General features: G+C 65.4%; 24 protein-coding genes. 10 read left to right on the top strand and 14 right to left on the bottom strand.

The window, feature by feature from the left end; genetic code table 11:
- Positions 1–47 precede the first annotated feature (47 nt).
- From O0880_RS12880 to O0880_RS12865, 4 genes are all read left to right on the top strand, one after another.
- Positions 48–548, top strand: a complete 501-nt coding sequence (locus tag O0880_RS12880) for a VOC family protein (RefSeq protein WP_198043972.1) — start codon at positions 48–50, stop codon at positions 546–548.
- A 131-nt stretch (positions 549–679) separates the two neighbouring features.
- On the top strand, positions 680–1,915 hold the full coding sequence (gene purT / locus O0880_RS12875; protein ID WP_083411813.1) for a formate-dependent phosphoribosylglycinamide formyltransferase: 1,236 nt from the start codon (positions 680–682) through the stop codon (positions 1,913–1,915).
- Positions 1,915–2,352, top strand: a complete 438-nt coding sequence (locus tag O0880_RS12870; protein ID WP_071323714.1) for a DUF6678 family protein — start codon at positions 1,915–1,917, stop codon at positions 2,350–2,352. The genes purT and O0880_RS12870 overlap by 1 nt, the downstream gene beginning before the upstream one ends.
- Positions 2,353–2,374: 22 nt before the next feature.
- Positions 2,375–3,118, top strand: coding sequence for a hypothetical protein (locus O0880_RS12865; RefSeq protein WP_289886798.1), 744 nt, complete (start codon positions 2,375–2,377; stop codon positions 3,116–3,118).
- Here the strand turns inward: O0880_RS12865 and O0880_RS12860 are convergent.
- Positions 3,105–4,544 carry a tetratricopeptide repeat protein gene (locus O0880_RS12860; RefSeq protein ID WP_289886797.1) on the bottom strand — a complete coding sequence of 480 codons (1,440 nt, stop codon included), beginning with the start codon at positions 4,542–4,544 and terminating at the stop codon, positions 3,105–3,107. The two genes, O0880_RS12865 and O0880_RS12860, sit on opposite strands and share 14 nt — an antisense overlap.
- Positions 4,545–4,781: 237 nt before the next feature.
- On the opposite strand from O0880_RS12860, the gene O0880_RS12855 reads away from it, so the two are divergent.
- Together O0880_RS12855 and O0880_RS12850 are read left to right on the top strand one after the other, a co-directional pair.
- Positions 4,782–5,963 carry a hypothetical protein gene (locus tag O0880_RS12855; protein ID WP_289886796.1) on the top strand — a complete coding sequence of 394 codons (1,182 nt, stop codon included), beginning with the start codon at positions 4,782–4,784 and terminating at the stop codon, positions 5,961–5,963.
- Between the two features lie 163 nt (positions 5,964–6,126).
- Positions 6,127–6,465: a hypothetical protein gene (locus tag O0880_RS12850; RefSeq protein WP_071323681.1), complete on the top strand. Its 339-nt coding sequence runs from the start codon at positions 6,127–6,129 to the stop codon at positions 6,463–6,465.
- Positions 6,466–6,731: 266 nt separating this feature from the next.
- Here the strand turns inward: O0880_RS12850 and O0880_RS12845 are convergent, their stop codons facing one another.
- From O0880_RS12845 to O0880_RS12815, 7 genes are all read right to left on the bottom strand, one after another.
- A complete protein-coding gene (locus tag O0880_RS12845; protein WP_289886794.1) occupies positions 6,732–8,168 on the bottom strand; it encodes a catalase in 1,437 nt (478 codons plus the stop codon).
- Positions 8,169–8,829: 661 nt separating this feature from the next.
- Entirely contained in the window at positions 8,830–9,525 is a 696-nt protein-coding gene (locus O0880_RS12840; protein WP_289886793.1) for a tetratricopeptide repeat protein, read from the bottom strand.
- A 65-nt stretch (positions 9,526–9,590) separates the two neighbouring features.
- Positions 9,591–11,693, bottom strand: a complete 2,103-nt coding sequence (locus O0880_RS12835) for a bifunctional 2',3'-cyclic-nucleotide 2'-phosphodiesterase/3'-nucleotidase (RefSeq protein ID WP_289886792.1) — start codon at positions 11,691–11,693, stop codon at positions 9,591–9,593.
- Positions 11,694–11,776: 83 nt separating this feature from the next.
- Positions 11,777–12,229 carry a TlpA disulfide reductase family protein gene (locus O0880_RS12830; RefSeq protein ID WP_289886791.1) on the bottom strand — a complete coding sequence of 151 codons (453 nt, stop codon included), beginning with the start codon at positions 12,227–12,229 and terminating at the stop codon, positions 11,777–11,779.
- Positions 12,226–12,732 (bottom strand): DUF3299 domain-containing protein, encoded by a 507-nt coding sequence (locus tag O0880_RS12825; RefSeq protein WP_289886789.1) that lies wholly within the window; start codon positions 12,730–12,732, stop codon positions 12,226–12,228. The genes O0880_RS12830 and O0880_RS12825 overlap by 4 nt, the downstream gene beginning before the upstream one ends.
- A 12-nt stretch (positions 12,733–12,744) precedes the next feature.
- Entirely contained in the window at positions 12,745–13,947 is a 1,203-nt protein-coding gene (locus O0880_RS12820) for an FtsX-like permease family protein (protein ID WP_289886788.1), read from the bottom strand.
- The gene (locus O0880_RS12815; protein ID WP_289886787.1) at positions 13,944–14,600 is read right to left on the bottom strand and encodes an ATP-binding cassette domain-containing protein; all 657 of its coding nucleotides are present in this window, start codon (positions 14,598–14,600) and stop codon (positions 13,944–13,946) included. The genes O0880_RS12820 and O0880_RS12815 overlap by 4 nt, the downstream gene beginning before the upstream one ends.
- Positions 14,601–14,753: 153 nt before the next feature.
- Here O0880_RS12815 and zigA point away from each other — a divergent pair, with 153 nt between their 5' ends.
- Genes zigA through O0880_RS12795 form a run of 4 tightly spaced genes read left to right on the top strand, consistent with a single transcriptional unit; the run spans position 14,754 to position 18,415 of the window.
- Complete coding sequence (gene zigA / locus O0880_RS12810) at positions 14,754–15,980, top strand: zinc metallochaperone GTPase ZigA (RefSeq protein ID WP_289886786.1); 1,227 nt, start codon at positions 14,754–14,756, stop codon at positions 15,978–15,980.
- A 19-nt stretch (positions 15,981–15,999) separates the two neighbouring features.
- Positions 16,000–17,040 (top strand): GTP-binding protein, encoded by a 1,041-nt coding sequence (locus tag O0880_RS12805; protein ID WP_289886785.1) that lies wholly within the window; start codon positions 16,000–16,002, stop codon positions 17,038–17,040.
- A complete protein-coding gene (locus O0880_RS12800) occupies positions 17,037–17,828 on the top strand; it encodes a hypothetical protein (protein ID WP_289886784.1) in 792 nt (263 codons plus the stop codon). The genes O0880_RS12805 and O0880_RS12800 overlap by 4 nt, the downstream gene beginning before the upstream one ends.
- 59 nt (positions 17,829–17,887) lie before the next feature.
- Entirely contained in the window at positions 17,888–18,415 is a 528-nt protein-coding gene (locus O0880_RS12795) for a GNAT family N-acetyltransferase (RefSeq protein WP_289886783.1), read from the top strand.
- Between the two features lie 27 nt (positions 18,416–18,442).
- Here the strand turns inward: O0880_RS12795 and O0880_RS12790 are convergent, their stop codons facing one another.
- The 6 genes from O0880_RS12790 to O0880_RS12765 form a co-directional block, all read right to left on the bottom strand.
- Entirely contained in the window at positions 18,443–18,868 is a 426-nt protein-coding gene (locus O0880_RS12790; protein WP_071323670.1) for a transcriptional repressor, read from the bottom strand.
- 104 nt (positions 18,869–18,972) lie between these two features.
- The gene (locus tag O0880_RS12785) at positions 18,973–20,316 is read right to left on the bottom strand and encodes an alpha/beta hydrolase (RefSeq protein WP_289886782.1); all 1,344 of its coding nucleotides are present in this window, start codon (positions 20,314–20,316) and stop codon (positions 18,973–18,975) included.
- A gap of 108 nt (positions 20,317–20,424) precedes the next feature.
- Positions 20,425–21,303 carry a peptidase gene (locus tag O0880_RS12780; protein ID WP_071323668.1) on the bottom strand — a complete coding sequence of 293 codons (879 nt, stop codon included), beginning with the start codon at positions 21,301–21,303 and terminating at the stop codon, positions 20,425–20,427.
- 90 nt (positions 21,304–21,393) lie between these two features.
- Positions 21,394–22,203: a transglutaminase family protein gene (locus O0880_RS12775; protein ID WP_289886779.1), complete on the bottom strand. Its 810-nt coding sequence runs from the start codon at positions 22,201–22,203 to the stop codon at positions 21,394–21,396.
- Positions 22,203–23,147 (bottom strand): alpha-E domain-containing protein, encoded by a 945-nt coding sequence (locus O0880_RS12770; protein ID WP_071323666.1) that lies wholly within the window; start codon positions 23,145–23,147, stop codon positions 22,203–22,205. The genes O0880_RS12775 and O0880_RS12770 overlap by 1 nt, the downstream gene beginning before the upstream one ends.
- Entirely contained in the window at positions 23,141–24,595 is a 1,455-nt protein-coding gene (locus O0880_RS12765) for a circularly permuted type 2 ATP-grasp protein (protein WP_289886778.1), read from the bottom strand. The genes O0880_RS12770 and O0880_RS12765 overlap by 7 nt, the downstream gene beginning before the upstream one ends.
- Positions 24,596–24,681: the final 86 nt, after the last annotated feature.

Below are 24,681 nucleotides of genomic sequence, written 5' to 3'. Positions count from 1 at the left end.
TGGTCCTTCCCGCGCGGGGAGGTGTTGCTATTTTGACCAAGGGAGACATCATGCACAGCGTTCAAAAGATTACCCCGTGTTTATGGTTCAACGGCCATGCGGAGGCGGCGGCCCTGTTTTATACGGGGATTTTTCCCAATTCGAAGATCGGGCAAATCCTGCGCTATGGCGAGGAAGGCAGGGAAATCCACGGTCAGGAGCCGGGCAGCGTGCTGACGGTGGCGTTCGAGCTGGACGGGCAGACGTTTACCGGCTTGAATGGCGGCCCCCTGTTCCAGTTTTCCGAAGCCATCTCGTTCCAGGTCAATTGCGAGACGCAGGACGAGGTCGACCATTACTGGAAGCAGTTGTCCGAAGGGGGGCCGAAGGAAGCCCAGCAATGCGGCTGGCTCAAGGACCAGTTCGGGGTATCGTGGCAGATCGTGCCCACCATCATGATCCGGCTGCTGACGGATCCCGATCCCGTCAAGGCCCAGCGCGTGATGAAAGCCATGATGGGCATGAAAAAGATCGACATCGAGCAGATCAAGCGCGCCTACGCGGGCTAGCTTGCCCGCCGGACAGGTTTCGCAGGGGGGAGTGCGTCCGCGTGCGGGCGCACGGCAGTCGCGCGCCCTGTCCAAGATGGCCGGCATTTGTTATAGTCCCAGCCATCTTTCCACCGCCTGACTGAACCGCCATGACGACCAGCACCCTTACCAGCAGCACCATCGCGCCCCGCACCTTCGGCACGCCCCTGTCTTCCACCGCCATCAAGGTCATGCTGCTCGGTTCCGGCGAGCTGGGCAAGGAAGTGATCATCTCGCTGCAGCGCCTGGGCGTGGAAGTGATCGCCGTCGACCGCTATCCGAACGCGCCGGGCCACCCGGTGGCGCACCGCTCGCACGTGATCGACATGAGCGACGGCGCGGCGCTGGCCGCCCTGATCGAGCTGGAAAAGCCGGATCTGATCGTGCCGGAAATCGAAGCCATCGCCACCGACACGCTGGCCGCGCTGGAAGCGGCCGGGCAGATCACCTGCATCCCGAACGCGCGCGCTGCCGTGCTGACGATGAACCGCGAAGGCATCCGCACCCTGGCGGCCGAAACCCTGGGCGTGGCCACGTCGCCGTACCGCTTCGCCAGCAGCCTGCAGGAATTGCAGCTGGCGTGCCAGGAAATCGGCTTCCCGTGCGTGGTGAAACCCGTGATGTCCTCGTCGGGCAAGGGCCAGTCCAAGCTCGATGGCGCACACGACGTGGAAACGGCGTGGGCGTATGCGGCCAGCGGCGGCCGGGTCGATACGGGCCGCGTGATCGTCGAAGGCTTCATCGACTTCGATTACGAAATCACCCTGCTGACCGTGCGCGCCGTGGGCGCCTCGGGCCACATTGAAACGCAGTTCTGCGAGCCGATCGGCCACCTGCAGGTGCAGGGCGACTACGTGGAATCGTGGCAGCCGGCCCGCATGGCGCCGCTGGCCCTCGAGCGCTCGCGCGAGATCGCGCGCAAGGTGACGGACAACCTGGGTGGCCTGGGCCTGTTTGGCGTCGAGCTGTTCGTCAAGGATGACATGGTGTGGTTCTCGGAAGTGAGCCCGCGTCCGCACGACACGGGCATGGTCACCATGGCCAGCCAGGTGCAGAGCGAATTCGAGCTGCACGCCAAAGCCATCCTCGGCCTGCCCGTCAACGTGGCGCTGCGCTCGCCGGCCGCCTCGGCCGTCATCTACGGCCAGGTCGAAGCGAAGGGCATCGCCTTCGAAGGCGTGGCGGACGCCCTGAACGTGCCGGGCGCGGACTTGCGCCTGTTCGGCAAGCCGGAATCGTTCGCGCGCCGCCGCATGGGCGTGGCGCTGGCCACGGCCGACGATATTGCCACGGCGCGGGAACGGGCCGTGCTGGCCGCCTCGAAAGTCAAGCCGGTCGCCCGCTGATGGCCGACCCCAGCCTGCCGCTGGCCGACGCCGGCGGCGACGACATCAAGCGCAAGCTGCGCGGCCACATCGCGCGGCGCAACCTGGCCGGCGCCGCCAACGACTGCAAGTGGAACGAACTGCTGGCCTTCATGCGCGGACGGACCGATTGGGTGCCGTCGTACCGTTATGGCTCCGTCTCCGGTTTTGTCTCGCGCTGGGATACGGAATGGGATTACCACCCGCCGTTTCCCTTCATGGGCGTGGAGTGGTTCGACATCGGCCTGTACTCGGAAGAACACGTGGGCATGCTGCTGCCGAAGACCATCATCGACCATGGCGCGTGGATCGTGCCGGAGCTGGAACGCATCGGCTTCGATTTCGAGGTGCGCGACAGGGTGGCGCGCATCTGGGGCTACTTGCCGCGCAGTTATGATGACTTTCCACCTGCTGACTAATTAATAAGCAAAGAGCATAGGCATGACTGACAACGAACACGATATTCCGCAAGTACCGCAACCGGACGACGCCGTCGTCGGCAAGGAAGCGGGCGCGCAGATGCTGGCCGCGGCCTGCGCCGCCCGCGACGCTTTTTATGCCACGCTGGGCACGGTAGACGCCGACGTGCTGGCGCCGGCGATCAATCCCGCCTTCATGGGCGGTCCGCGCTGGCCGTCGCTGCGCCAGGCCTGGCGCGTGATCCGCCGGCCCGGCTCCATCCTCCTCGCCAGCGATGGCTTGAGCGACCCGTTCGAGGATGACGACGACGTCTTCGTGCCGCGCGGCCATCTGCTGGAAGTGTGCGTGGAAGCGCCGCTGGCCGCCTTCGACGGCGCGGACGTGTCGCGCTCCTGGCTGTTCGACCTGATCTACCAGGTGAGCCAGAACGCGGCCGATCACGGCTCCATCGACCTGCTGCTGCAGCGCCATGGCAGCGTCTCCATGGTGCTCGACCTGCGCGATGCGCCGGCCGGACTGGAAGACGGGAACGAACAGGTGGGCGTGCTGCTGCACCAGTCGGCAAGCACGATTCCACCATCGTTCGACACGCCGTATGGCGAAGTGCTGCTGCTGACGGCCACCGTGCTGCAGCCGGCGGAACTGGCCTTCATCAGCGAGGCCGACGACAAGGCGCAGTCGCGCCGCGACCTGGCCGCCGCGCTGGCCGCGTCGCCGGCGGGCCATCTGAGCGTGGCTGGCCGCGCTGCCGTCATGCCCCGCTAGGCGGCGCCGGCACGGTTTCCTCCACCGGCGCCACCGCCGGTTCGGCGGCGCTGGCGGGCGGCGCCACGGCATCGGGCACGGACGCCGCTTCCGTGGCGGGCGGCGCCGGCGGCGCTTCGCGCCACTTGCCGGCCGCCTTCAGCTTGTTCTTCAGTCCGGGCAGCGGAAAGCCCAGCGCATAGGCCTTGTGCGCATGGACGCCGGCCTTCTCGTATTCCTTCTTTTTCACATACATCAGACCCAGGTTGTACTGGATGGTGGCCTGCTCGGGCGCCAGGCGGCTGGCCGCGTCCAGCTGCTCGAGGGCGGCCGTGTCCTGGCCCGTGGCCAGCAGGTAGTTACCGTACACCATGCGCGCCGTCACGTCGTGCGGCGCGTAGGCGATGGCGCGCTCGAAAAAGCAGCTGACCGTGTAGCGGGCGCCGCCCGGCTGCGCGCTTTTCTGGCGCAAGCCCAGCTTCGCCATCGAGGCCAGCGCCCGGTGGTGGTTCGGGAAGTGCTCGAGCGTGTACAGGAATTCGCGCTTGACCTTGAGGATTTCGATCATTTCCAGCATGCCGCGACTGGCCGCGTACACGGCGCCCGACCACGACCAGGCGCGCGGATCGCCTTCGTCGCCGTATTGCGCCACCTTCGACAGGTCGACGGAACCGACCAGGTCGGCCAGGTCGGCCGTGGTGGGGTCATGCGGCGCATACGTGCCGATGCCGCAGCGGCCCGCCTCGGAGATGTGGATGCGTTCGACGGGCATGCGCAGGAAGTCGCCCGCATACTGTTCTTCCAGCCGTGCGCGGCAATGGGGGCACAGTTCGCCCTGCAGCTCGACGCCGTAGCTGGCGCGAAAGTCGGCGCGCATGCCGTGCGGCACCAGGTGCAGCGGCGATTCATGCACGGGACAGCCATCGATGCCGTACAGCGCGCCTTCGCTGCTGTGGCTGTATTCCTCCAGTCCCCGCTTGAGCAGGATCACCATGGTCGACTTGCCGCCCGACGGCGGCCCCAGCAATAGCAGCATGCGCCGGCCCACTTCGGAACCGGCGGCGGCCGCCTTGAAATAGGCGGCAACGCGGTCGATCGCTTCGTCGATGCCGAACAGTTCGTCGTCGAACAGGCGGCATCGGAAGCGCCCGCCGCCATCCGTCTGGCCGTTCCAGCGCATCATGTCCCACAGGTACTGGTGGGCGTTGCGTGCCAGCAGAGTGGCGCCCGTGGGCAGGATTTGCTCGAGAAAATCGGCAAACTGGCCGCGCCAGGGCGTGATGCGGTGTTGCGCCGCATAGGCCGCCATGTCATGGGCGAAGCGGGCGCGCGGCGCATCGTCCTGATGTCCCGCCTGTGGGGCGCCATCGAGTAGCGGTGCCATTGCCGGCGTTGCAGACTTGCGCGCATCGTCGGGAGGCTGGTGAGTGCTGCCTGGGCTCGTCATTGTTTTTCCATCCCTGCCGTCACGCGGTGGCGCTGCGGCTAGTTGATTGACCCAGTATACGGCGCAGCCTCTAGCCGCACGCCTGATCTCGCTCAAGCTTAAAAACGGAACTATTTCCGGCGCATTGAACACAGGTGGCGCACGGCGCTCCTGCGCAGCACAGTTGAATCCAGATCAATACCGGGTGCCGTGGCCGGCCCACACTGGACTTCCAGAGCGACCCACGAGGAGAACGACATGATCGGCAATGACAATGGTTTCAGCGCGCCGCCGGGCGGCGCGGCGGGCAAGGGACAGAGTGCGGACGACGAAGAGGCAGTGAACCAGTTTGCCGATCCCGGCGACGGCGACGGCAATATCGAGAGCGCGTCCGTATCGGAAGCATCCGATGCCTTGAGCGGCGTCAGCATGGAGTTACTGGAAATCAAGCGCAGCATCGAGGACGGCATGCGCCAGGCCATCCTGCAGGCGGGGGGCGTGCGCGCCGCCGACGCCTTCAGCGATTCGGGCAATATCCAGGGCGTGTCGATCGGCCTGGGCGAGGGCGCCAGCGACAGTTCGTCCGGCGAGCCGGGCATGCCGGCCCTGACCCTGTATGTAGCCGAGCCGACCTCCGTCGACCGCGCCAAGGCGGCCATCGTGGGTGCCATGGGCGTGCGCGCCGTGGCCAGCGACAGTGTGCCCGTGAATATCGTCGTCACGGGCATCATCGATGCGCAGCCGCACCGTTTCCGCCTGCGCCCGGCGCCGGGCGGGGTTTCGGTCGGGCATTTCCGCATCACGGCCGGCACCATCGGCTGCCTGGCCGTGGGCCGCAGCGCGCCGCGCAACAACCGCCTGATGATACTGAGCAATAATCACGTGCTGGCCAACTCGAACAATGCCGTGTTCAACGATTGCATCGTGCAGCCTGGCCCCATCGATGGCGGCAGGTGTCCGCAAGACCAGGTGGCGGTACTCGAGCGCTTCGTGCCCATCAATTTCAGCGGCGGCGTCAATTTCGTCGACTGTGCCACCGGCTGGGCCTGGCCAGACCGCGTGCGCCCCGAACTGGTCTTCCTCAGCGGCGGCGTGCCTGCCTATTTCCGCATCAGCAACGCGCTGGTGGCGCCCGCCTTGGGCATGCTTGTCGGCAAGTCAGGGCGCACGACGCAACTGACGCAGGGCCGCATCACGGGCCTGGGCGCCACCATCAACGTCAACTATGGCGGCGGCAGGATCGCGCTGTTCCAGGACCAGATCGCCATCACGGGCGTCAGCGGGGCCTTCAGTGCGGGCGGCGATTCCGGCTCGTCCATCTGGACCTGGAACCAGCAGCGCAATCCCGTCGGCCTGCTGTTTGCCGGCGGCGGCAACATCACGTTCGCCAACCAGATGCGCCGGGTGGTGGTGGCCCTCGACATCAACCTGTACACCTGAATGCAGTGACGCGGCGGCGTTACGCCACCTTGCATAACGCCGCTCCTTGCACGATGATGAACTTGTCAGTGGCGCCTGCCGCGCATGCTGCTGCCCGGCAGGCGGCGGCGGTGGCGACGCCGGTTTGCCGGGTGTATCATGGACAGCATCAGGAGGGCTTGTCATGTCAAACAGTAAATTCGTACAGGCGCCGTACGCCGTCTTTGAAGATGCGGCCATGCCTTACCTGCCGGACGGCGGCGGACAGGCCGCGGCGGGCGGCGGCCTGGGCGGGCAAACGCAGCCGCACGGCCGGCTGGAAGCGGCAAAGCGGCGCAATGAGCGGGCACTGATGGCCATCGACGGCGTCGAAGGCGTCAGCCTTGGGCAAACGGCCATCGGCCGGGAAGCCATCGTCGTGTACCTGCGCGACTCGTCCGTCAAGCCGCGCGTGCCGCTGCAAGTAGAAGGTTATCCGGTGGAAACGAGCATCACGGGCCAGATCGATATCCAGCGCTGGTAAGCGGCATTCCGGCACCATGGCGTGCGCGGGCGCCTGGTCAGGCTCCGGACTGGGGTCCTCGCACGCGGCGGCTGCCGCTGCAGCTTGTCGTGTGTTTGCCTGGCCGTTGTCAGCTCGCGTCGCCAGCTCGCGTTATCAAATCGCCATCCATCGGATGCTTATCCGATCGCTGCCTGGCCGCCGTCCCGTATTGCCCGAGGCGCGAGCAGGCATTTCCTGCCGCAGGCTGTCGCCGCGGCAGGAGGTACGGGTCTTGCGTGCGGGTCTTACTTGCTCAGGCGGCTAATCGCCTCGGCCACGCCGGCGCCATAGGCCGGGTCGCACAGGGTGCAGTTGCCGATGTGGCGTTGCTTGACCTCGTCGGATGCGCCCGAGATGGCGCGCGCCGTATTCTCGAACAGGGCTTGCTGCTGTGCCGGCGTCATCAGGCGGAACAGGGCGCGCGGCTGCGAATAGTAATCCTCGTCGACGCGGTGGTTCCAGTGATCGGCCGCGCCCTCGATGCTGAGCGGCGGCTCGCGGAAATCGGGCTGCTCGGCCCATTCCTGCTGACTGTTCGGCTCATAGCCCAGGGTGCCGCCCTGGTTGCCGTCGACGCGCATCTGGCCGTCGCGGTGGTAGCTGTGGAACGGGCACTTCGGCGCGTTGACGGGAATGTGGCTGTGGTTGACGCCGAGGCGGTAGCGCTGCGCATCGCCATACGAGAACAGGCGGCCCTGCAGCATCTTGTCCGGCGAAAAGCTGATGCCGGGCACCACATTGGCCGGGTTGAAGGCTGCCTGTTCCACTTCGGCAAAGTGGTTGTCGGCATTGCGGTTCAATTCCAGCACCCCCACTTCGATCAATGGATAGTCGCCGTGCGGCCACACTTTCGACAGGTCGAACGGGTTGATGTGGTAAGTGCCTGCCTCTTTTTCCGGCATGATCTGCACGTACAGGGTCCAGCGCGGGAAGTCCTTGTTCTCGATGCTTTCATACAGGTCGCGGTGCGAGCTTTCGCGGTCCTTGCCCACCAGTTCCTCAGCTTCGGCATCCGTCAGGTTTTGAATCCCTTGCTGGGTTTTAAACGTGAACTTGACCCAGAAACGCTCGTTTTGCGCATTCAGGAAGCTGAAGGTATGGCTGCCGAAGCCGTGCATGTGGCGGAAGCTGCGCGGCAGGCCGCGGTCGCTCATCACCACGGTGACCTGGTGCAGGGCTTCCGGCAGCGAGGTCCAGAAGTCCCAGTTGCTGTTGGCGCTGCGCAAACCGGTGCGCGGGTCGCGCTTGATGGCGTGGTTCAGGTCGGGAAATTTCAAGGGGTCGCGCATGAAGAAGACGGGTGTATTGTTGCCGACCAGATCCCAGTTGCCTTCTTCCGTGTAAAACTTCAGGGCGAAGCCGCGGATGTCGCGTTCCGCATCGGCCGCGCCCCGTTCGCCGGCCACCGTGGAAAAGCGCGCAAACATCGGCGTTTTCTTGCCCACTGCGCCAAAGATTTTCGCCCGCGTATAGCGCGTGATGTCGTGCGTGACGGTAAACGTGCCGTGTGCGCCCGAGCCCTTGGCGTGCATGCGGCGTTCCGGGATGACTTCGCGGTCGAAGTGGGCCAGCTTTTCCAGGAACCAGACATCTTGCAACAGGGCCGGGCCGCGCGGGCCGGCCGTCTGGATGTTTTGATTGTCTACAACAGGCGCGCCAAAGGCGGTGGTCAGCTTTTTCATTGGACTCTTTCTTTATAGGGAGGTCAACGGACGAGCCAAGGCGCCTACCCAAACACTGGCTGGGTTGAGCATGCGGTACTGATACGTACCGACTCACCGAGGCTGGTCCAGAGCAATCAATTTCTAAAAAGCAAATTCAGTGTAATCCATTTCGGGGCCGGCAGCAGCCCCGCCGCCTCCGTGGAGGCGGCGCGTCCATCATAGCCCTTCGGCAATGTCTACCCCAACACCATTGACGCAGCGCAAAGCTGCAGCAGCATTCCTGCCGTGTCGGCGATAGTTGGCCCAGTTCGTTCGCAGCCAGTCCGGCACGCCCGCATGGCCGTGTATTCCTGCCGGCAAGTGGCGCCGGATCAGGCGTTCGCATTTCAATGCCGTCTGCCGGCTGCCGCCCGACCAGCTGTTGCCGCTGTATCGCACCGCATGCCATGGTGGCGGTTCAGCAGCGCGCTGTCGCGGATGGCGCGCCGTGCCGGGTCGTCGCCCGGGACCGGGCCGTCTGGATAGCTGAATGGCAAGTCGCCATGCTTCATCGGGCCCGTCCGATGGTCTGCCATGCTTGCCTCGCGATCCGATGGCGCACGGACACCTGCGCGTGCCGGGCCAGCTTATGCCTGCAAGCTGCCTTCCACTTGGAAATGCGGCCTGGCCTTGAGCCGGCTTAAAACCGGTTCCAGTTGTTGTGCCGGTGTTCCGTCGCTTCCTTCATCAGGTGGCCGGCGCGCAGCGCATCGTCGGCCTGCAGCGTCATGGCCAGTTCCTGGATGGCGGGCGGGTATTCGTGGTGGGCCGCTTCTTCCAGCAGCTCGCGGCCCTTGGCCGGGTCGCGCGCCACGCCGCGGCCTTCGCGGTAGGCGTTGTAGAGCAAAAACATGGCGTGTGCATTGCCCAGCGCGCTCGATTTGTCCAGCCAGCGCGCCGCCTCCGCCTGGTCTTTCGGCACGCCTTCGCCATTCGCCGCCAGCAGGCCCAGCATCAGCGCAGCTTTCGCGTGGCCTTGCTGCGCCGCCTGGCGGTACCATGGCCACGCCTGTTCCGGCGCGGCCGCGCGCAGCATCTGGCCCAGTTCGAACGCGGCTTCCGTGTCGCCGGCGCGGGCCGCCTGTTCGAACAGGGGCAGGGCATCGGCGCGGCGCTCGGGCCTGGCCTGGTAAATCAACGCCAGTTCGCGCTCGGCGACGGGCATGTCCTTGCTGGCCCAGCCGCGCACGCGGCGCTCGGCCTTGTGGTCGCCCGCCTGGCGCGCATGCATGGCGACGGCTTCGATCTCGGCCGAGGTGGGCGGCGGCGACGCCTGGCAGGCGGCCAGCGCTGCGGCCAGCACGACGGCGGGCAGGGAGAGTGCGTGTTTCATCATGATCACCTTCAATCAAGGCGGGCCGGAACCACTGCTGTCCCGGCCCGCCTGAGTTGCACAACGGATTATTTAGACAGGTCGATCTTGTACTTGGCAAAGCCGCTGGCGTCGAGACCGCCTTCGGACGCCACGTTGACGATGCCGCTGCCTTGCGCCAGCGCCAGGTGGCCCGGCGCCGAGCGCAGGATCACGGGACCGGCCGTGGCCGTCTTGACGAAGCTCCAGCTGCGCGCGCTACCGTTCGCCGCCAGCGTCACCTTGCCGCCCTTGGTGCTGAGCGAGGCCAGGTAGTTGCTGACCACGGCCTGGTTGGCATCGGGCGACTTGATGATGGTCTTGCTGCCGTCGATGCCGGGCACGGCGCCGCCGCCGCCGGCGCGGTAGTCGTTGGTGGCGACGATGAAGTCGGCACTGTCGGCCACGGGCGCGCCCTTGTAGCTGAGGTTGACGATGCGGCTGCCGGCAGGTTTCGTCACGTCGATCTGGTACGTCAGGGCATTGTTTTCCGCATAGAACACGTCATAGTTATAGATCGTGCCATACGACGGCACCAGGTCCTGCTCGGCCGTCTTGGCCGGGTCGATCTGGGCAAATTGCTTGGCCGACGTTTCCAGCCACGCCTTCAAGTCCGCCCCCTTGATCTTCACGGCTTGCAAGTTGTTGTTGCTATATAAGTACAGGTCGCCCGGATTGCGCACCTGCAAGCCGATCGGCGCGGCCGGCGTCGCGCCAGCGGCCACGTCCGTGAAGTCCGACGGCCCGTTGCGGCCCGCCTTGAACGGCGCGCTGCACGAGATGACGGGGATGTCCTTGTAGCTCGACAAAGTGGCGTCCGTGCTGGTGGCGATGAAGTTCTTCACGTAGTCGAGCTGCGCCTGGTTCACCAGCTGGATGGCGCTGACATCGCCCACCAGCGCGAAGTAGGCCGACATCTCGAAGTCCGTGCTGATGCCCAGCGGCTGCCTGGCGTAGGCAATGGTGGCCGCGTGCTCGGTGGCGACCAGCGGCGCGATGGCCGGGTCGGCTTTCACGAGGGTCGTGCCATCCGTGTACTTGAAGCCGCGTGACTCGACCGTCGTCTTGGCCGGCTGCACCACCCACTTGCCGCCCTGGTAGGCGAGCGTCAGCTTGATGATGCCCAGGCGACGGCCCCAGCTTTGCGCCATGACGGTGGGCACGCCGTTGACGAAACCGTTGACGGCGTCGATCTTGGCGCTGGCGGGGAAGGCGGCAAACGAGGCGTCCAGCGCGGCCGCGCCCACTTCCTTGCCTTTCGGGAAGATCAAGTGCGAGTGGCCGATCATCAGCGCATCGATGCCGGTGCTGGTCAGGTGATAGCTGCCGTTTTCCATCTTCGGGCTGTAGGCGCTGGTGTCCAGGCCGCCATGCGACAGGGCCACGACCAGGTCGGCGCCCTTGCTGCGCAGTTCCGGCACGTACTGTTTCGCCGCTTCCTGCACGCCCGTTACGCTGACCTTGCCAGCCAGCACCTTCTGGTCCCATTCGAGGATTTGCGGCGGCACAAAGCTCAGCACGCCCACATTGATCTTGACCTTGAGCTTGCTGCCATCGGGCGCGGTCGCATCGAAATCGCGGGGCAGCACGGTATAGGGCTGGAAGATGGGCTTGCCGCTGGCCACGCCGACGACATTGCTCAGCACGGAAGGGAAGGCGGGAGCGCCGCAAGTGCCCGTCGGCTTGACCACGCCGGGGATGCCGAAGTCCGTATTGGTGATCTGGCTCAGGTAAACCAGGCCATAGTTGAATTCATGGTTGCCCATGCCGCCCGCGTCGTATTTCAGCGCGTTCATGGCCTTGTGCACGGCCAGGGTGCCGCTGCAAGGCACGGGCGCGGCCACGGCCTGCAGGTCGGCCAGCAGGGTGCCCTGGATGACGTCGCCATCGTCGAGCAAGACATTGTTCGGATTTTCCGCGCGCGCCGCCTGGATCAGGGTTGATGTGCGCTCCAGGCCCAGGCTCGTGTCCTCGGCCAGCGCATAGTAGTTGTAACTGAGGACATTCGAATGGATGTCCGTCGTTTCCAGCAGCGCCACGGTGACCGTCGTGCCTTCGGGAATGGCCGGCACCGCCGGCGTATTCGAACTGCCGTTGCAACCGACGAGACCCACACTTGCCAGCGCCGCCAGCATGACCCAATTTGTTTTCATTACCGCCCTCGGAAAGATTCAAAGGACGCGACTGTAACGCCGCCATGTGACGCCACCATGACAGCCGCGCGGGGCGCATGGAATCAGGGGTGCGCGCAGGCGGCCACGGCGCCGGCCAGCCAGGCCGCATCGACGGCCCCCAGCCGCCGCGTGCAGACCTGATGTTGAGAGTTCAGAATCACTGTGTACGGCAAGCCCTTGATTTGATTGCCAAAGATGGGCAACAAGTCTGGCCAGGCCAAGGCCTGGGGATAGCTGGCAGGGTGGCTTCGCAGGAACGCTTGCGCGGCTGCCCGCGTATCGATGGCGATGCCGATCAGACGTTGCCGGGGCGCGCTGGCGGCGTAGGCATTCAATATCGGCAACTCCCGGACGCAGGGCGGGCAGTTGCTGGCCCAGAAATTGAGCACCACGGCCTGGCCCCGGTACTGGCGCAGGCCCAGGCTGCCGTCCGCATCGAGGCGGGGCAGGTCGAAGCGCAGCGGCGCGGCGGTCGCGCTGCCGGCGATCAGCAGCGGCAGCAGCCACGCTTTCATGGCGGCACCACGGTGGCGTCCGTCATGCGGTAGTACAGGCCCATGGGGTCGCTGGCCAGCACTGTCAGCTTGCCCTGCAGGATGAAGGGCGCGTAGCTGAACTTGACCGGCGTGCGGCTCTTGATCTCGACTACGCCTTCCGGGCCGGCAGGCAGGCAAAAGGGACAGCTGGCCGAAGTGACGGTCAGCAGGAAATGCTTCTGCTTCTGGCCCGGTTCCAGGGGCATCATGAAGCCTTGCACTTTCACGTCCGTGTTGTCGAGCGCGCGGATGTCCGGCGTGTACTTCGGCACCATGCGGCCCTTGCTTGCCTTCACGGTGGTGGCCTTGCCCAGCAGTTTCCACGAGACCACTCCCGGGATATCCGTCAAGGGGGCGAAGAACGAGGGCGGCTCGTTCAGCGCGCCGGCCAGCGCGGAAGCGGAGGCGCTGGCCAGCAGGCTGGCGCCGGCCAGTGCGCCAGCGCCCAGTACGAGGCGTTTCAACAAGAGGCGATGCAACATTGCATTTTCCTTTCACGGGCGCGCCAGGGTGGCGGCGATATCGGTGCGGTAGGCGCGCGCGGCGGGCAGGGCGGCCGCCAGCAAGCCCACGGCCGCGGCGATGACGGGCAGCCACGCTTCATCGGGCGCGAGGCGCCAGGCCTGCAAATTCAGCGTTTGCTCGCCATCCATGCTCCACTGCAACAGCGCGACGCCGCCATGCCCGAGCAGCCAGCCCAGCGCCGCCCCTGTCGATGACAACAGCAAGCCCTGCATCAGTAGCAGGCCCAGCAGTTTGGCGGGCGAGGCGCCCAGGGTGCGCAGGATGGCCAGATCCATCCTGCGTTCTTCCAGCGCGCCATACAGGGCAACGAACAGCGACAGGGCCGCCACCAGCAGCACGCCGGCGGCGATGGCGCGCAGCACGGCGATGCCCACGCCCAGCAGGTTGAACAGGCGCGCCGCCTCGAACGCCGGCTGGGCGGCCTGCAATCCTGGCTGGCCGTTCACCCAGCGCGGCAGGCTGATGGCGGCCAGCGGCGATGCGTATTGCAGCAGCACGGCCGTCAGTTCGCGCCCGGGGGCCGTCGCGGCTGGCTCGGCCGGCTGCTCGTCGGGGTCCGTTTCGTGCACGCGCCACACGGACGCGACCGGCGTGACGATCAGGCGGTCGAGCACCGTGCCCGTCGGCTTGAGGATGCCCGCCACCGTGTAGGGCGCGTGGTCATGCAGTTCGCCGCCCGCCGCCAGCCCGTGCGAACCGGCGAAGGTGGCGCCCAGGGTCGCTCCCGTGGCGCGCGCCGCCCGGGCGCCGAACACGGCTTGCATCGCTTGCGAGGGCGGCCCGCCTTGCGCCAGTTGTGCGCCGTAATGATCGAGCAGCGCCGTCGTGCTGCCGACGATGCGGAAACCGTGGAAATTGTCGCCCAGGGCCAGGGGGATGAGCGACTTCACCAAGGGCTGCGCGGCGACCGCCGCCAGCGTGGTCTCGGGAATGTTGCCGGTCGGAATGTCAGCGTGATACACGGACGACAGGATCAGCTGCAGCGGCGAGCCTTTCGCGCCCACCACGAGGTCGATGCCTTGCGCATCGCGCCCGGCGTGCTCCTCCAGCTGGCTGGAGACGGCCAGGATGAAGGTCATCATGGCGATGCCGATCGCCACCAGCAGCAGATTCAGGCCCGATGCCAGCGGCTTGTGGCGCAGGGCGCGCCAGGCCAGCGTCACCGCGTTCATGGCGCCAGCCCGGCGCGAGGCAGGCGCAGCACGGCGGCGTCCGGCAAGGCGGCCAGCACGCGCGCGTCGTGGCTGGCGATGACGAGCGAGGCGCCAGCCTGTGCCGCCTGCCGCGCCAGCAGGTTGACGACGGCCGCGCAGGCGCCGTCATCGAGGTTGGCCGTCGGCTCGTCGGCCAGGATTAGCCGCGGGCGCATGAAGACGGCGCGCGCGATGGCGGTTCGTTGCCGCTGGCCGCCGCTCAAAGCGTGCGGATAGGCGGCCAGCTTGTCGGCCAGCCCCAATTGGCCCAGCAGGCTGGCCGCGCGGTTCCGGTCGGGCCGCTTGCCGCTGGCATAGGCGGGCAGCAAAACATTGTCGAGCACGTTCAAGCTGGGCACCAGCGCCAGTTGCTGTGGCAACAAGCCGACGGTGCTGCCGCGCCAGCTGTCGCGCTGGCGCGGCGAGAGGCCCGCCAGCGACGTGCCCGCCACTTCCAGGCGGCCTTGCTGCGGTGCCAGGATGCCTGCCAGCAGATGCAGCAAGGTCGATTTGCCCGAGCCGGATGGTCCCAGCAGCAGCGCGTGGCGCCCGGCCGGCAAGTGGAAGGCGGCGATGTCGAGCACGGGGCACGCGTCGTCATAGCCGTACGTCAGTGAGGCGAGGTGGAGCATGGTTTCTCTTTCCGGTAGCAAACAAACGAAGATTGCCGCACAAATGCAAGTGAGCTGCATTATAATTCAAAACGCAATAGACTTGCATTTAAAAATCCGCGTCCATTGCAGCCCTTGCTTGCCCCTATCAACACCCCCATCCGAAAGATACCCATGACCCAGCGCAAACTCCCCGTCACCGTCCTGTCCGGCTTTCTCGGCGCCGGCAAGACCACCTTGCTCAACCACATACTGCGCAATCGCGAAGGCAAGCGCGTGGCCGTCATCGTCAACGACATGAGCGACGTCAATATCGACGCTTCGCTGGTGAAGGACAGCGCCGAGGCGGCCGGCGCGGCCTTGTCGCGCACGGAAGAAAAACTGGTGGAAATGTCGAACGGCTGCATCTGCTGCACCCTGCGCGACGACCTGCTGCTGGAAGTGCGGCGCCTGGCCGCGGAAGACCGCTTCGACTACCTGCTGATCGAATCGACGGGCGTGGGCGAGCCGATGCCCGTGGCCGCCACCTTCGACTTCGAGGACGAGCATGGCGACAGCCTGAACGACGTGGCGCGCATCGACTGCATGGTGACCGTGGTCGACTGCGCCAACTTGCTCAACGATTTCCACAGCGAAGACAGCCTGGAGCAGCGCGGCGAAATCGCGGGCGAGGGCGACGACCGCCAGCTGGCCAACTTGCTCACGGAACAGATCGAGTTTGCCAATGTCATCGTGCTCAACAAGGTCGACATGGTGGGGGCCGACGAGCGCCGGCGCGTGCTGGCCATCCTCCACGCCCTCAATCCGGGCGCCACGGTCATCGAAACCAACCAGTCCGTCGTACCGCTGGACGCCATCCTTGGCACGAACTTGTTCGACCTGGAGCAGGCGGCCAGCATGCCGGGCTGGGCGCAAGAGCTGGCGGGCATCCATACGCCGGAAACGGAAGCCTATGGCATAGCCAGCTTCGTCTACCGGGCGAAGGAACCGTTCCACGCGCAGCGCCTGCACGATTACATTTCCCGGCCGATACCCGGCGTGGTGCGCAGCAAGGGCTATTTCTGGCTGGCCAACCGCCCCGAATGGGTGGCCAGCCTGTCCGGCGCGGGCAAGCTGATGAATATCGAACCGGTGGGCCTGTGGTGGGCCGCCGTGCCGCGCGAGCGCTGGCCGACGGACGCCGAGTCGCTGGCGGAAATGCAGGCGGGCTGGAACGAGACGTATGGCGATCGCTACCAGGAAATCGTCTTCATCGGCCAGGACATGGACCAGGCCGCGATCGAGGCGGACTTGAAAAAATGCCAACTGAACTATACGGAAACGCGCAAGGGCATGGCGGCCTGGCGCAGCTTGCCCGACCCGTTTCCCCAATGGCAACGCATGGAAGAACTGGAAGACTAACCTTGAAGAGGAAAAAAGCATGACAGAACTGATCCCCGTCACCATCATCACGGGTTTTCTCGGCAGCGGGAAAACCACCTTGCTCAAGCGCATATTGCAGGGCGATCACGGCTACCGCATCGCCGTGATCGAAAATGAATTCGCCGCCGAAAGCATCGACCATGGACTGCTGGTGCAGGACAGCGACGAGCAGATCGTGGAAATGAACAATGGCTGCATCTGCTGCAGCGTGCGTGGCGACCTGATCCGCATCCTGGGCGAACTGCACGCCAGGCGCGCGGCGGGCGCCATCGATTTCGACCACGTGATCATCGAAACGACGGGCCTGGCCGCGCCGGGTCCCGTGGCGCAAACCTTCTTTGCGGAACCATCCGTCAGCGAGTTTTACATGCTCGACGCCATCCTGACCGTGGTCGACGCGCGCCACGCGCAGCAGCAACTGACGGCGCACAGGGAGGCGCAGGAGCAGGTGGGCTTTGCCGATCGCCTGCTGCTGTCGAAGACGGACCTGGTCAGCAAGGCCGAGCTGGCCGCGTTGCGCCAGCGCCTGGCGGCCATCAATTGCCGCGCCGGCATGCAAAAGCTGAGTTTTGGTAACGTGCCGCTGCGCGACATCCTGGACATCCGCGGCTTCAACCTGAACGCCATCGTCGAGCTGGAGCCGGATTTCCTCGGCGAACTGGGCCATCGCCATGGCGACGGCGTGCAATCGTTCGTGTATCACCAGTCCCAGGCCCTCGACCTGCTGCAGGTGGAAAATTTTCTCGATGCCGTGGTGCAGCTGTTCGGCACCCAGCTGATGCGCTACAAGGGTATCCTGCATGTCGCCGACCTGCCATGCCGCGCCGTCTTCCAGGGCGTGCACATGCTGATGGGCTCGGAACTGGGTGCGCCGTGGCGCGAGGATGAAACGCGCGCCAGCACCATGATCTTCATCGGCCGCGACTTGCCGCAGGATATGCTGATCCGTGGCCTGGACCGCTGCGTGGCTGGCGCCGCCAGTCCGGCCAGCATGATGGCCGAGGTCGTGGCGGGGGCGGCAGTCGGGGTGGCCGCATGAGCGTGGAAGCGGGCTTGCCCGCCCTGGCGCTGATCTTCCTGCTGGGCATGCGGCACGGCCTGGAACCGGACCACCTGGCCGCCGTCGATGGCCTGACCCTGCGCAGCCTGCCCGCGCACCCGCGCTGGGCACCGTGGATGGGCGCGATGTTTGCGCTGGGGCATGGCATCACCGTGCTGGTCATCGTTGCCGTGGCCGCCTTGGCGGCGGAACAGTTCACGCCGTCGGAAGCTGTGTTCGGCTGGCTCGAGTGGCTGCCCATCGCCTTGCTGCTGCTCATCGCCGCCATGAATGCGCGCACCTTGCTGGCCGGCGCGCAACTGGCCAATGTGCGCGCCCGGATGTTGCCCGGATGGCTGAAAGGCGCTGCCGGCCCGCTGGGCGGCATCCTCGTCGGCATGCTGTTCGCGCTAGTCTTCGATACGGCCCTGCAGGCGGCCGCCTGGGGCTATGCGGCCGTGGCCCTCGGTGGCATGGGGCCGGCCTTGCTGACGGCGCTGGTGTTTGCCGTGGGCATGGGCGTGACCGATACCTTCGATGGCTGGGTGACGGCCAGGGTCATGCGCACCGGCAAGGAGGATATCGTGCGCGCATTCCGGCGCCGCCTGGGCTGGCCCATCGTCGCCATCTGCGTGGCCATGGCCGGCTACATGGCGGCCGGCAAGCTGGAGCCTGCGTGGTCCATGCCGGAAAGCTGGACCGTGGCGCTGGGCGCGGCCATGGTGCTGTTGATGGCGGTCCTGTACGGCTGGACCCTGTACGGCTTGCGCGCGGACAAGGTGCACTAGGCGTGCGCTGCAGGGGCGGGCGGCGTGGGTATAATGGGCAAAAACAGCCGGATCCCGCCATGACAAACGCCAGCGCCCACGATATCGCCATCCGCCTGCTGACGCCGGCCGACACCACCGCCTTTTGCGCGCTGCGCCTGCGCGCCATCCAGGAGGCGCCCAGTGCGTTTTCCTCGTCGCGCGAGGATGAACTGGCCCGCACGCCAGACGAACACGTGCAGCGCATCGCCGGCGGCGCCATGCAGCGGGCGTTTGGCGCCTTCGACGGCGAACGGCTCGTCGGTTTTGCGGGCTTGCGGCGCGAGCCGATGCGCCAGCTGTCGCACAAGGCCCTGCTGTGGGGCGTCTTCGTGGACGTCGCTTACCGGGGCCAGGGCGTGGCGCGCCGCCTCGTCAATGCCTGCATCGCGCTGGCCGAGCATGATCCCGCCATCCTGCAAGTGCATCTGAGCGTGAACGCGGAAAACAATGCCGCCTTGCGCCTGTATGAATCGCTGGGCTTTATCGGCTATGGCACGGAACCGCGCTCGATGCGCGTCGGCGAGCTGTTCTATGACGAGCATCACCTGGCCTTGCTGCTCAGGTGATGTCTACAGGTGATGTCTTTTGGGAAATTACTTGCAGCGCGGGCACAGGCCCTTGATCAGGTAATCGACCTCGTCGCCGCTGAAACCTTCTGGCAGGGCAACGGGCGTGGGCAGCTTGACCTCGTTGAAACAGGTGACGTTCGCGCATTTCGTGCACTGGAAGTGCGCGTGTTCGTGCGCCTGGTGACCGGCGCCCGCGCTGAAGCGCCACACCTGGTCGGCACCCGCGATGCGGTGCACCAGTTCATTTTCCGTCAGCCACTCGAGCACGCGGTACAGGGTCACGGAATCGATATCGCTGTCCTGCGACAGCGCCTGCTGGATTTCATGGTGGGTCAGCGAGCGGCTTTGCGCCATTAAAAAGTCGAGCACCTTCACGCGCGTCTTGGTGACGCGGGCGTTGGTGTTGCGGATCAGCGACTCGGCTTGCGGTGTAAAAGAAGATGTCAACATGATATGGCCTGCTTACGGGTGGACGGGCTGGCGGCGTCATCGCCGTGCCTTTGGCACCCTCATGGCCGTATCTTAGCATGCGTGCCCCCGTGCATGAAGCCGCGTCACGGTTTGAATGTCCAATAGCGGCCGGCCACGGTATCGACGGGGTCGAGAAAGCGCTGGTCGGCGCGCGCATTGTTGCGTATCAAATAAAACATGTCGGACAGGGCCGAGCGCTTTTCCGCGAAGTAGGAATGCTTGATGAAGCTGGTATCGACGCCGCTGGCGTCGATGGTCTCCACGCCGGCCATGATCAGCATGCCGGCGCCGCTGTCGCCCGCGCGCGCGTAGCCGTGCACGGTTTTCGAGGCGGCCAGGGCCAGGTCCTGCGACGAGGCGTACAGGGTGACGGGGTTGCGCGCGCCGGCCAGTTTCGGCGCGATATCGTGCCTGAAGATGGCGGCGTCGATGTCGGGCGCCGTCAGGATGATGTCCGTGATCTTTTGCGCCAGCTGCGGCTGCGCCCCCATCAGCTCGGCCACGGCGCGCGCCAGGCCCCGGTTGCCCATGCTGTGGCCCACCAGATAGACGTGCGCCGCCTCGCTGTGCGCGAGGAAATCGGCCAGGAAGGCGGCGATGTGCGGCGTGCTCCATTCGATATTGTTTTCATCGACGGTGTAGGCCGCCAGTTCGCCGCGCGACGGCCAGCTGTAGAACACGGGCGCGCCATCGAAGCCCAGGTCGTAGGCCATCTGCCCCGTGCGCCGCGCCGCGTCCTCGAACGTCACGTTGTAGCCGTGCACAAAGACAAAGGCGCTCTTGCCGGCCGAGGCGCGCACTTGCGTCCTCAATGCCGCAAAGAAATTATCGCGGTCCTGCACCTCGGTTTCCAGCAGCACGACGTGCTTGGCCGGGTCTTCGCGCAATTCCAGGCGCCACAGCGACGGCGATTCCAGCTGGCCCATGCGGTGGTCGCGCGGGATGCTGATGTCGCAGCTGCCATAGCTGAGCGGGGCATCGCCGCCGCCCGTGCTGCGTTCGCCGCTGAAACGCAGGGCCGCCGGCTTGCCCACGTCGCGCTGGCGGTCGGTGGCGAAATATACTTTCACGACGGCATAGTTGGAGACGACGGCGCTTTTGTCGGCGGGCGTGGGCACGCTGGCCGGCGTGATGTCGATGGCGGTGACGGGGCGTTGCAGGGCATCGAGCAAGCCTTGCGCGGCGAACAGGGTTTCCATGTCGTCCGGCACCTTCGCCGTGGAGAGGGCGGCCGCCAGCGCCAGGCGCAGCTGGGGATGGGCCGGGTCCGCCTCGAGCGCGGCGATGGCGGCCAGGATGGTAGCCGCACCGTCGAACTTTGCGATGGCCGTCTTCAGCTGCCGGTAGCGGCTGCTGATGGCCTCGGCGGCGTGGCCGGGGGCGCCATGCCCGATGGCCGCGACGACGGCGGAAGTGATCAAGTCCATGCGCCACCTGCCTCTCTATGCAATATGGATAGCCTAGCTAGCCATATTGCCATAAAAGCACGCGGAAGGCGACTTGTCCAGCACCGCGCGCAGGCGGTGCGCGGCAGATCAATGCTGCTTGTCGTCGCTGAATTGCTGCGCCAGCGATTGCAGGGGCGCCACGCTCAGGCCGCCACGGCTGACGTGTCCGGGAATGCTGACGCGCACGGGCTTGCTGTGCATATTCGTCGACGACAGCACGTTGGTGGTGGTTTCCGGCGTGGCATTCCATACGGGATCGGCGATGCCTTCGAACACATGTTTCAATTGCTCGCCCCACGTGTCGCGGATCATGCGGAAATACTGGTTCTTTTCATCGATGGTGACGAAGCGCGTGACGGCCAGGCTGTCCGTCCCGTAGACGAGCAGATCCAGCGGCAAACCGACGGAAATGTTCGAGCGCAAGGTGGAATCCATGGAAATGAGTGCGCACTTGGCCGCCTCGTCCAGACGCGTGGTCGGGTTGATGACCCTGTCGATGATGGGCTTGCCGTACTTGGCTTCGCCGATCTGGAAATACGTGTTTTCATCGTGCGATTCGATGAAATTGCCGGCCGAATACACCTGAAACAAACGGCAGCGCTCGGCGCCTATCTGGCCCCCTAAAATGATGCTGACATTGAAGTCGATGCCGCACTCGGCCAGGGCCTTCGCTTCGCGCTGGTGCACGGTGCGCACGGCTTCGCCCACGATACGGGCCGCGTCGTACATGCTGGCCACGTTCCAGATGCTGCGTCCGTCCGCATCCACGTGCTCGGACACGAGCTGGCGGATGGCTTGCGAGATCGACAAGTTTCCTGCCGTCATCAACACCAGCATGCGGTCACCCGGGTTTTCAAACACGCTCATCTTGCGGAAGGTGCCCACCTGGTCCACGCCAGCGTTGGTGCGGGAGTCGGACAGGAAGACCAGGCCTTCGTTCAGGCGCACGCCTATGCAATAAGTCATCGTAGCAAATCGAGTAAAAGGGGAAGCATTCTACACCAGCCGGGCCCAGGCGATCCGCCGCAAGGCCCGGCCAGCCTCATTCCTGCAGGGTTACACGGGCACAATCTGTACATCGACGCGCAACGTTTCCGTGCCGCCACCCTGGCGCACGCCGCGCACGGGGGCGGCCGAATCGTAGTCGCGGCCGATGGCCAGCCGGCAATACGCATCCGTCATCAGGCGGGCATGCGTGACGTCGATGCTGACCCAGCCCGCGAAGTCCGTGTCCTCGGCCCAGGCATCGACCCAGGCGTGGCTGGCCGCGTGGCCCGTCGTTTCCGGGTCGATATAGCCGGAGACATAGCGGGCCGGGATGCCCCACGCATGGCAGCAGGCCAGGAACAGGTGCGCGTGGTCCTGGCACACGCCGCGGCCCAGGGCCAGGGCGTCGCCGGCCGTGGTGGTGACCATGGTGGCGCCGCTTTCATAGGCCACCTTGCCGACGATGCTTTCGGCCAGGCGCAGCAAGTGGCCCGTGCCGGCCGTCACGCGCCGGTCCGGCAGGCTGGCGCAAGCCAGCTCCAGGATGGCCGGGTTGGCCTGCGTCAGCGGCGTCGGCATGGTAAACAACAGCGGCGACAGGGTATCGACCAGGTTCAGCCGTCCCTTGTGCGGGTAGATGGTTTCCACCACGCCCTGGGCCACCAGGCTCAGCGAATGATGGCTGCCATTGATGGTCAGCATGTGCGACAGGTTGCCGTAGGCATCCGTGTAGGCGTGGCACCGGCCCGGCGTCGTGATCTGCCAGGACAGGGCGCGCTGCTGCGGCTCGATACGCGGCGTCAGGTGCAGCTGCTGGATGGTGTAGGCCAGCGGCGCGCTGTAGGCGTAATGGGTTTCGTGGCGGATGGTGAGCTGCATCAGGCCGCCAGGGGAACGAGGAAGTCGCGGCTGACCCGGTTGCCCAGGTCATAGATGTTTTCCAGAAACTCCGTCAGGGTCAGGTGCAGGCCCGCCTTCATGATGTCGTCGATATGGCCGAATTTCAGCTCCGCATGCAGCTTGCCGGCGAAACGCTCCGTATCGGCCGAGACATCGTTGCGGATATGTTTCAGGTTTTCCACCACGTCTTCCATGCAGGCAAGCAGGGACCTGGGCATGTCGCCGCGCAGCATCAGCAATTCCGCCACCCTGGCCGGCGTGATGACGTCGCGGTACACCTTGCGGTAGATTTCAAAGCCGGAGACGGAGCGCAGCAGCGCCGCCCAGTAGTAAAAATCGCGCTGCGTGATGTCTTTCGACGTGTCGCGCGCGCCGTGGAACTTCACGTCGAGGATGCGCGCCGTGTTGTCGGCCCGCTCGAGGAAGGTGCCGAGGCGGATGAAATGGATGGCCTCATCCTTGAGCATGGTGCCCAGGGTCACGCCGCGCGACAGGTGCGAGCGGTATTTCACCCATTCGAAGAACTGGCTGGGGTCCGTTTCCAGCAGATTGCTTTTCAGGCGTTTCTGCATGTCGAGCCAGGTGGCGTTCTGGATTTCCCACACTTCCGTCGTCAGGGTGCCGCGCACGGCGCGGGCATTTTCGCGCGCGCCCGTCAGGCAGGCGAGGATGGACGACGGGTTGTTCGGATCGCGCACCATGAAGTCGAGCACGTCGCGCGTGTGGAAGCGGCCATATTTGTGGTCATACGCGCTCTGCAGTTCGGAAATGCCCAGGGTGGCGCGCCAGCCCTGTTCGGCATCCTGCTCGGACTGCGGCAGCATCGAGGTCTGCATGTTGACGTCGAGCATGCGCGCCGTGTTTTCCGCCCGCTCCGTGTAGCGGGCCATCCAGAACAAATGATCGGCGGTGCGGCTCAGCATGTTTTTTCTCCTGCAAAGACGGACGATGGTTCCAGCACCCACGTATCCTTGGTGCCGCCGCCCTGCGAGGAATTGACCACCAGCGAACCTTCGCCGAGCGCCACGCGGGTCAGGCCGCCGGGCACCATGGAAATCGTCTTGCCGGACAGCACGAATGGACGCAAATCGATGTGGCGCGGCGCGATGCCGGCCTCGACATACGTGGGGCAGGCTGACAGGGCCAGGGTGGGCTGGGCGATGTAGCCGCCCGGATTGGCCAGCAGGCGCTGGCGGAAGTCCTCGATCTGCGCGGCACTCGACGCCGGGCCCACCAGCATGCCGTAGCCGCCGGCGCCATGCACTTCCTTGACGACCAGTTGCGCCAGGTTCGCCAGCACGTAGGACAGATCGGCCGGCTTGCGGCACTGGTAGGTGGGCACGTTGTTGAGGATCGGCTCCTGCGACAGGTAAAACCTGATCATGTCGGGCACGAAAGGGTAGACCGACTTGTCGTCGGCCACGCCCGTGCCGATGGCGTTGGCCAGCGTCACCCTGCCGGCGCGGTAGACGGACAGCAGGCCCGGCACGCCCAGCGACGAGTCCGACCGAAACGCCAGCGGATCGAGGAAATCGTCGTCGACCCGGCGGTAGATGACGTCGACGCGCTTCGGGCCGCGCGTCGTGCGCATGTAGACCGAGTTATCGTTGACAAACAAATCCTTGCCTTCCACCAGTTCCACGCCCATCTGCTGGGCCAGGAACGCGTGCTCGAAGTAGGCGGAGTTGTACATGCCGGGCGTCATGACGACGACCGTGGGATCATCGATCCCCATCGGCGCCACGGAACGCAGGTTGTCGAGCAGCATGTCCGGATAGTGGTCGACGGGGGCGATGCGGTTGCGCGCAAACAGTTCCGGGAACAGCCGCATCATCATCTTGCGGTCTTCCAGCATGTAGGAGACGCCGGATGGCACGCGCAGATTGTCTTCGAGCACATAGAATTCACCCTGGCCGGCGCGCACGATGTCGACGCCGGCGATGTGGGCGTAAATGTCGGAAGCGACGGCGATGCCCTGCATTTCCGGGCGGTACTGGGCATTCTTGTAGATTTGCTCGGCGGGAATGATGCCGGCCTTGATGATGTTTTGTTCATGATAAATATCATGGATAAACATGTTCAGCGCCTGCACGCGCTGCACCAGGCCCGTCTGCATCTGCGCCCATTCGGCGGCCGGGATGATGCGCGGGATGGTGTCGAACGGTATCAGGCGTTCCGTGCCGGCATCGTCGCCATACACGGCAAAAGTGATGCCGACCCTGCGGAAGGTGAGGTCGGCTTCGGCCCGCTTGCGGGCGATGGTGTCGGGGGATTGCTGCTCCAGCCAGCTATTAAATTCACGATAGTGTTCACGTACCTTGCCGTCCGTACCCACGTCATCTGCAGTCATTTCATTGAAAAAATTTGCCATGTTGTGATTTCCCCTTGAGCCTTGGTCTGACTATAGCTCAGCAGGAAGTGTGCCAATGCCGCAGCAATGCCGCACGCGTGAAATTG

The sequence above is a fragment of the Janthinobacterium sp. SUN118 genome (genome assembly GCF_030397695.1).
Lineage (GTDB): Bacteria > Pseudomonadota > Gammaproteobacteria > Burkholderiales > Burkholderiaceae_D > Janthinobacterium.
The sequence above is the reverse complement of the archived record's forward strand: the minus strand, read 5'-3'. Positions and strand labels throughout refer to the sequence as shown.

What these genes read in the sequence shown, in the direction of transcription:
- O0880_RS12775 (WP_289886779.1), bottom strand. Translation starts at nt 22,203, where the DNA reads ATGCAGCTCACCATCCGCCACGAAACCCATTACGCCTACAGCGCGCCG.
- O0880_RS12790 (WP_071323670.1), bottom strand. Translation starts at nt 18,868, where the DNA reads ATGTTGACATCTTCTTTTACACCGCAAGCCGAGTCGCTGATCCGCAAC.
- O0880_RS12870 (WP_071323714.1), top strand. Translation starts at nt 1,915, where the DNA reads ATGGCCGACCCCAGCCTGCCGCTGGCCGACGCCGGCGGCGACGACATC.
- purT (WP_083411813.1), top strand. Translation starts at nt 680, where the DNA reads ATGACGACCAGCACCCTTACCAGCAGCACCATCGCGCCCCGCACCTTC.
- O0880_RS12765 (WP_289886778.1), bottom strand. Translation starts at nt 24,595, where the DNA reads ATGGCAAATTTTTTCAATGAAATGACTGCAGATGACGTGGGTACGGAC.
- O0880_RS12805 (WP_289886785.1), top strand. Translation starts at nt 16,000, where the DNA reads ATGACAGAACTGATCCCCGTCACCATCATCACGGGTTTTCTCGGCAGC.
- O0880_RS12795 (WP_289886783.1), top strand. Translation starts at nt 17,888, where the DNA reads ATGACAAACGCCAGCGCCCACGATATCGCCATCCGCCTGCTGACGCCG.
- O0880_RS12770 (WP_071323666.1), bottom strand. Translation starts at nt 23,147, where the DNA reads ATGCTGAGCCGCACCGCCGATCATTTGTTCTGGATGGCCCGCTACACG.
- O0880_RS12820 (WP_289886788.1), bottom strand. Translation starts at nt 13,947, where the DNA reads ATGAACGCGGTGACGCTGGCCTGGCGCGCCCTGCGCCACAAGCCGCTG.
- O0880_RS12785 (WP_289886782.1), bottom strand. Translation starts at nt 20,316, where the DNA reads ATGGACTTGATCACTTCCGCCGTCGTCGCGGCCATCGGGCATGGCGCC.
- O0880_RS12855 (WP_289886796.1), top strand. Translation starts at nt 4,782, where the DNA reads ATGATCGGCAATGACAATGGTTTCAGCGCGCCGCCGGGCGGCGCGGCG.
- O0880_RS12815 (WP_289886787.1), bottom strand. Translation starts at nt 14,600, where the DNA reads ATGCTCCACCTCGCCTCACTGACGTACGGCTATGACGACGCGTGCCCC.
- O0880_RS12845 (WP_289886794.1), bottom strand. Translation starts at nt 8,168, where the DNA reads ATGAAAAAGCTGACCACCGCCTTTGGCGCGCCTGTTGTAGACAATCAA.
- O0880_RS12860 (WP_289886797.1), bottom strand. Translation starts at nt 4,544, where the DNA reads ATGACGAGCCCAGGCAGCACTCACCAGCCTCCCGACGATGCGCGCAAG.
- O0880_RS12830 (WP_289886791.1), bottom strand. Translation starts at nt 12,229, where the DNA reads ATGAAAGCGTGGCTGCTGCCGCTGCTGATCGCCGGCAGCGCGACCGCC.
- O0880_RS12850 (WP_071323681.1), top strand. Translation starts at nt 6,127, where the DNA reads ATGTCAAACAGTAAATTCGTACAGGCGCCGTACGCCGTCTTTGAAGAT.
- zigA (WP_289886786.1), top strand. Translation starts at nt 14,754, where the DNA reads ATGACCCAGCGCAAACTCCCCGTCACCGTCCTGTCCGGCTTTCTCGGC.
- O0880_RS12780 (WP_071323668.1), bottom strand. Translation starts at nt 21,303, where the DNA reads ATGACTTATTGCATAGGCGTGCGCCTGAACGAAGGCCTGGTCTTCCTG.
- O0880_RS12840 (WP_289886793.1), bottom strand. Translation starts at nt 9,525, where the DNA reads ATGATGAAACACGCACTCTCCCTGCCCGCCGTCGTGCTGGCCGCAGCG.
- O0880_RS12800 (WP_289886784.1), top strand. Translation starts at nt 17,037, where the DNA reads ATGAGCGTGGAAGCGGGCTTGCCCGCCCTGGCGCTGATCTTCCTGCTG.
- O0880_RS12825 (WP_289886789.1), bottom strand. Translation starts at nt 12,732, where the DNA reads ATGTTGCATCGCCTCTTGTTGAAACGCCTCGTACTGGGCGCTGGCGCA.
- O0880_RS12835 (WP_289886792.1), bottom strand. Translation starts at nt 11,693, where the DNA reads ATGAAAACAAATTGGGTCATGCTGGCGGCGCTGGCAAGTGTGGGTCTC.
- O0880_RS12865 (WP_289886798.1), top strand. Translation starts at nt 2,375, where the DNA reads ATGACTGACAACGAACACGATATTCCGCAAGTACCGCAACCGGACGAC.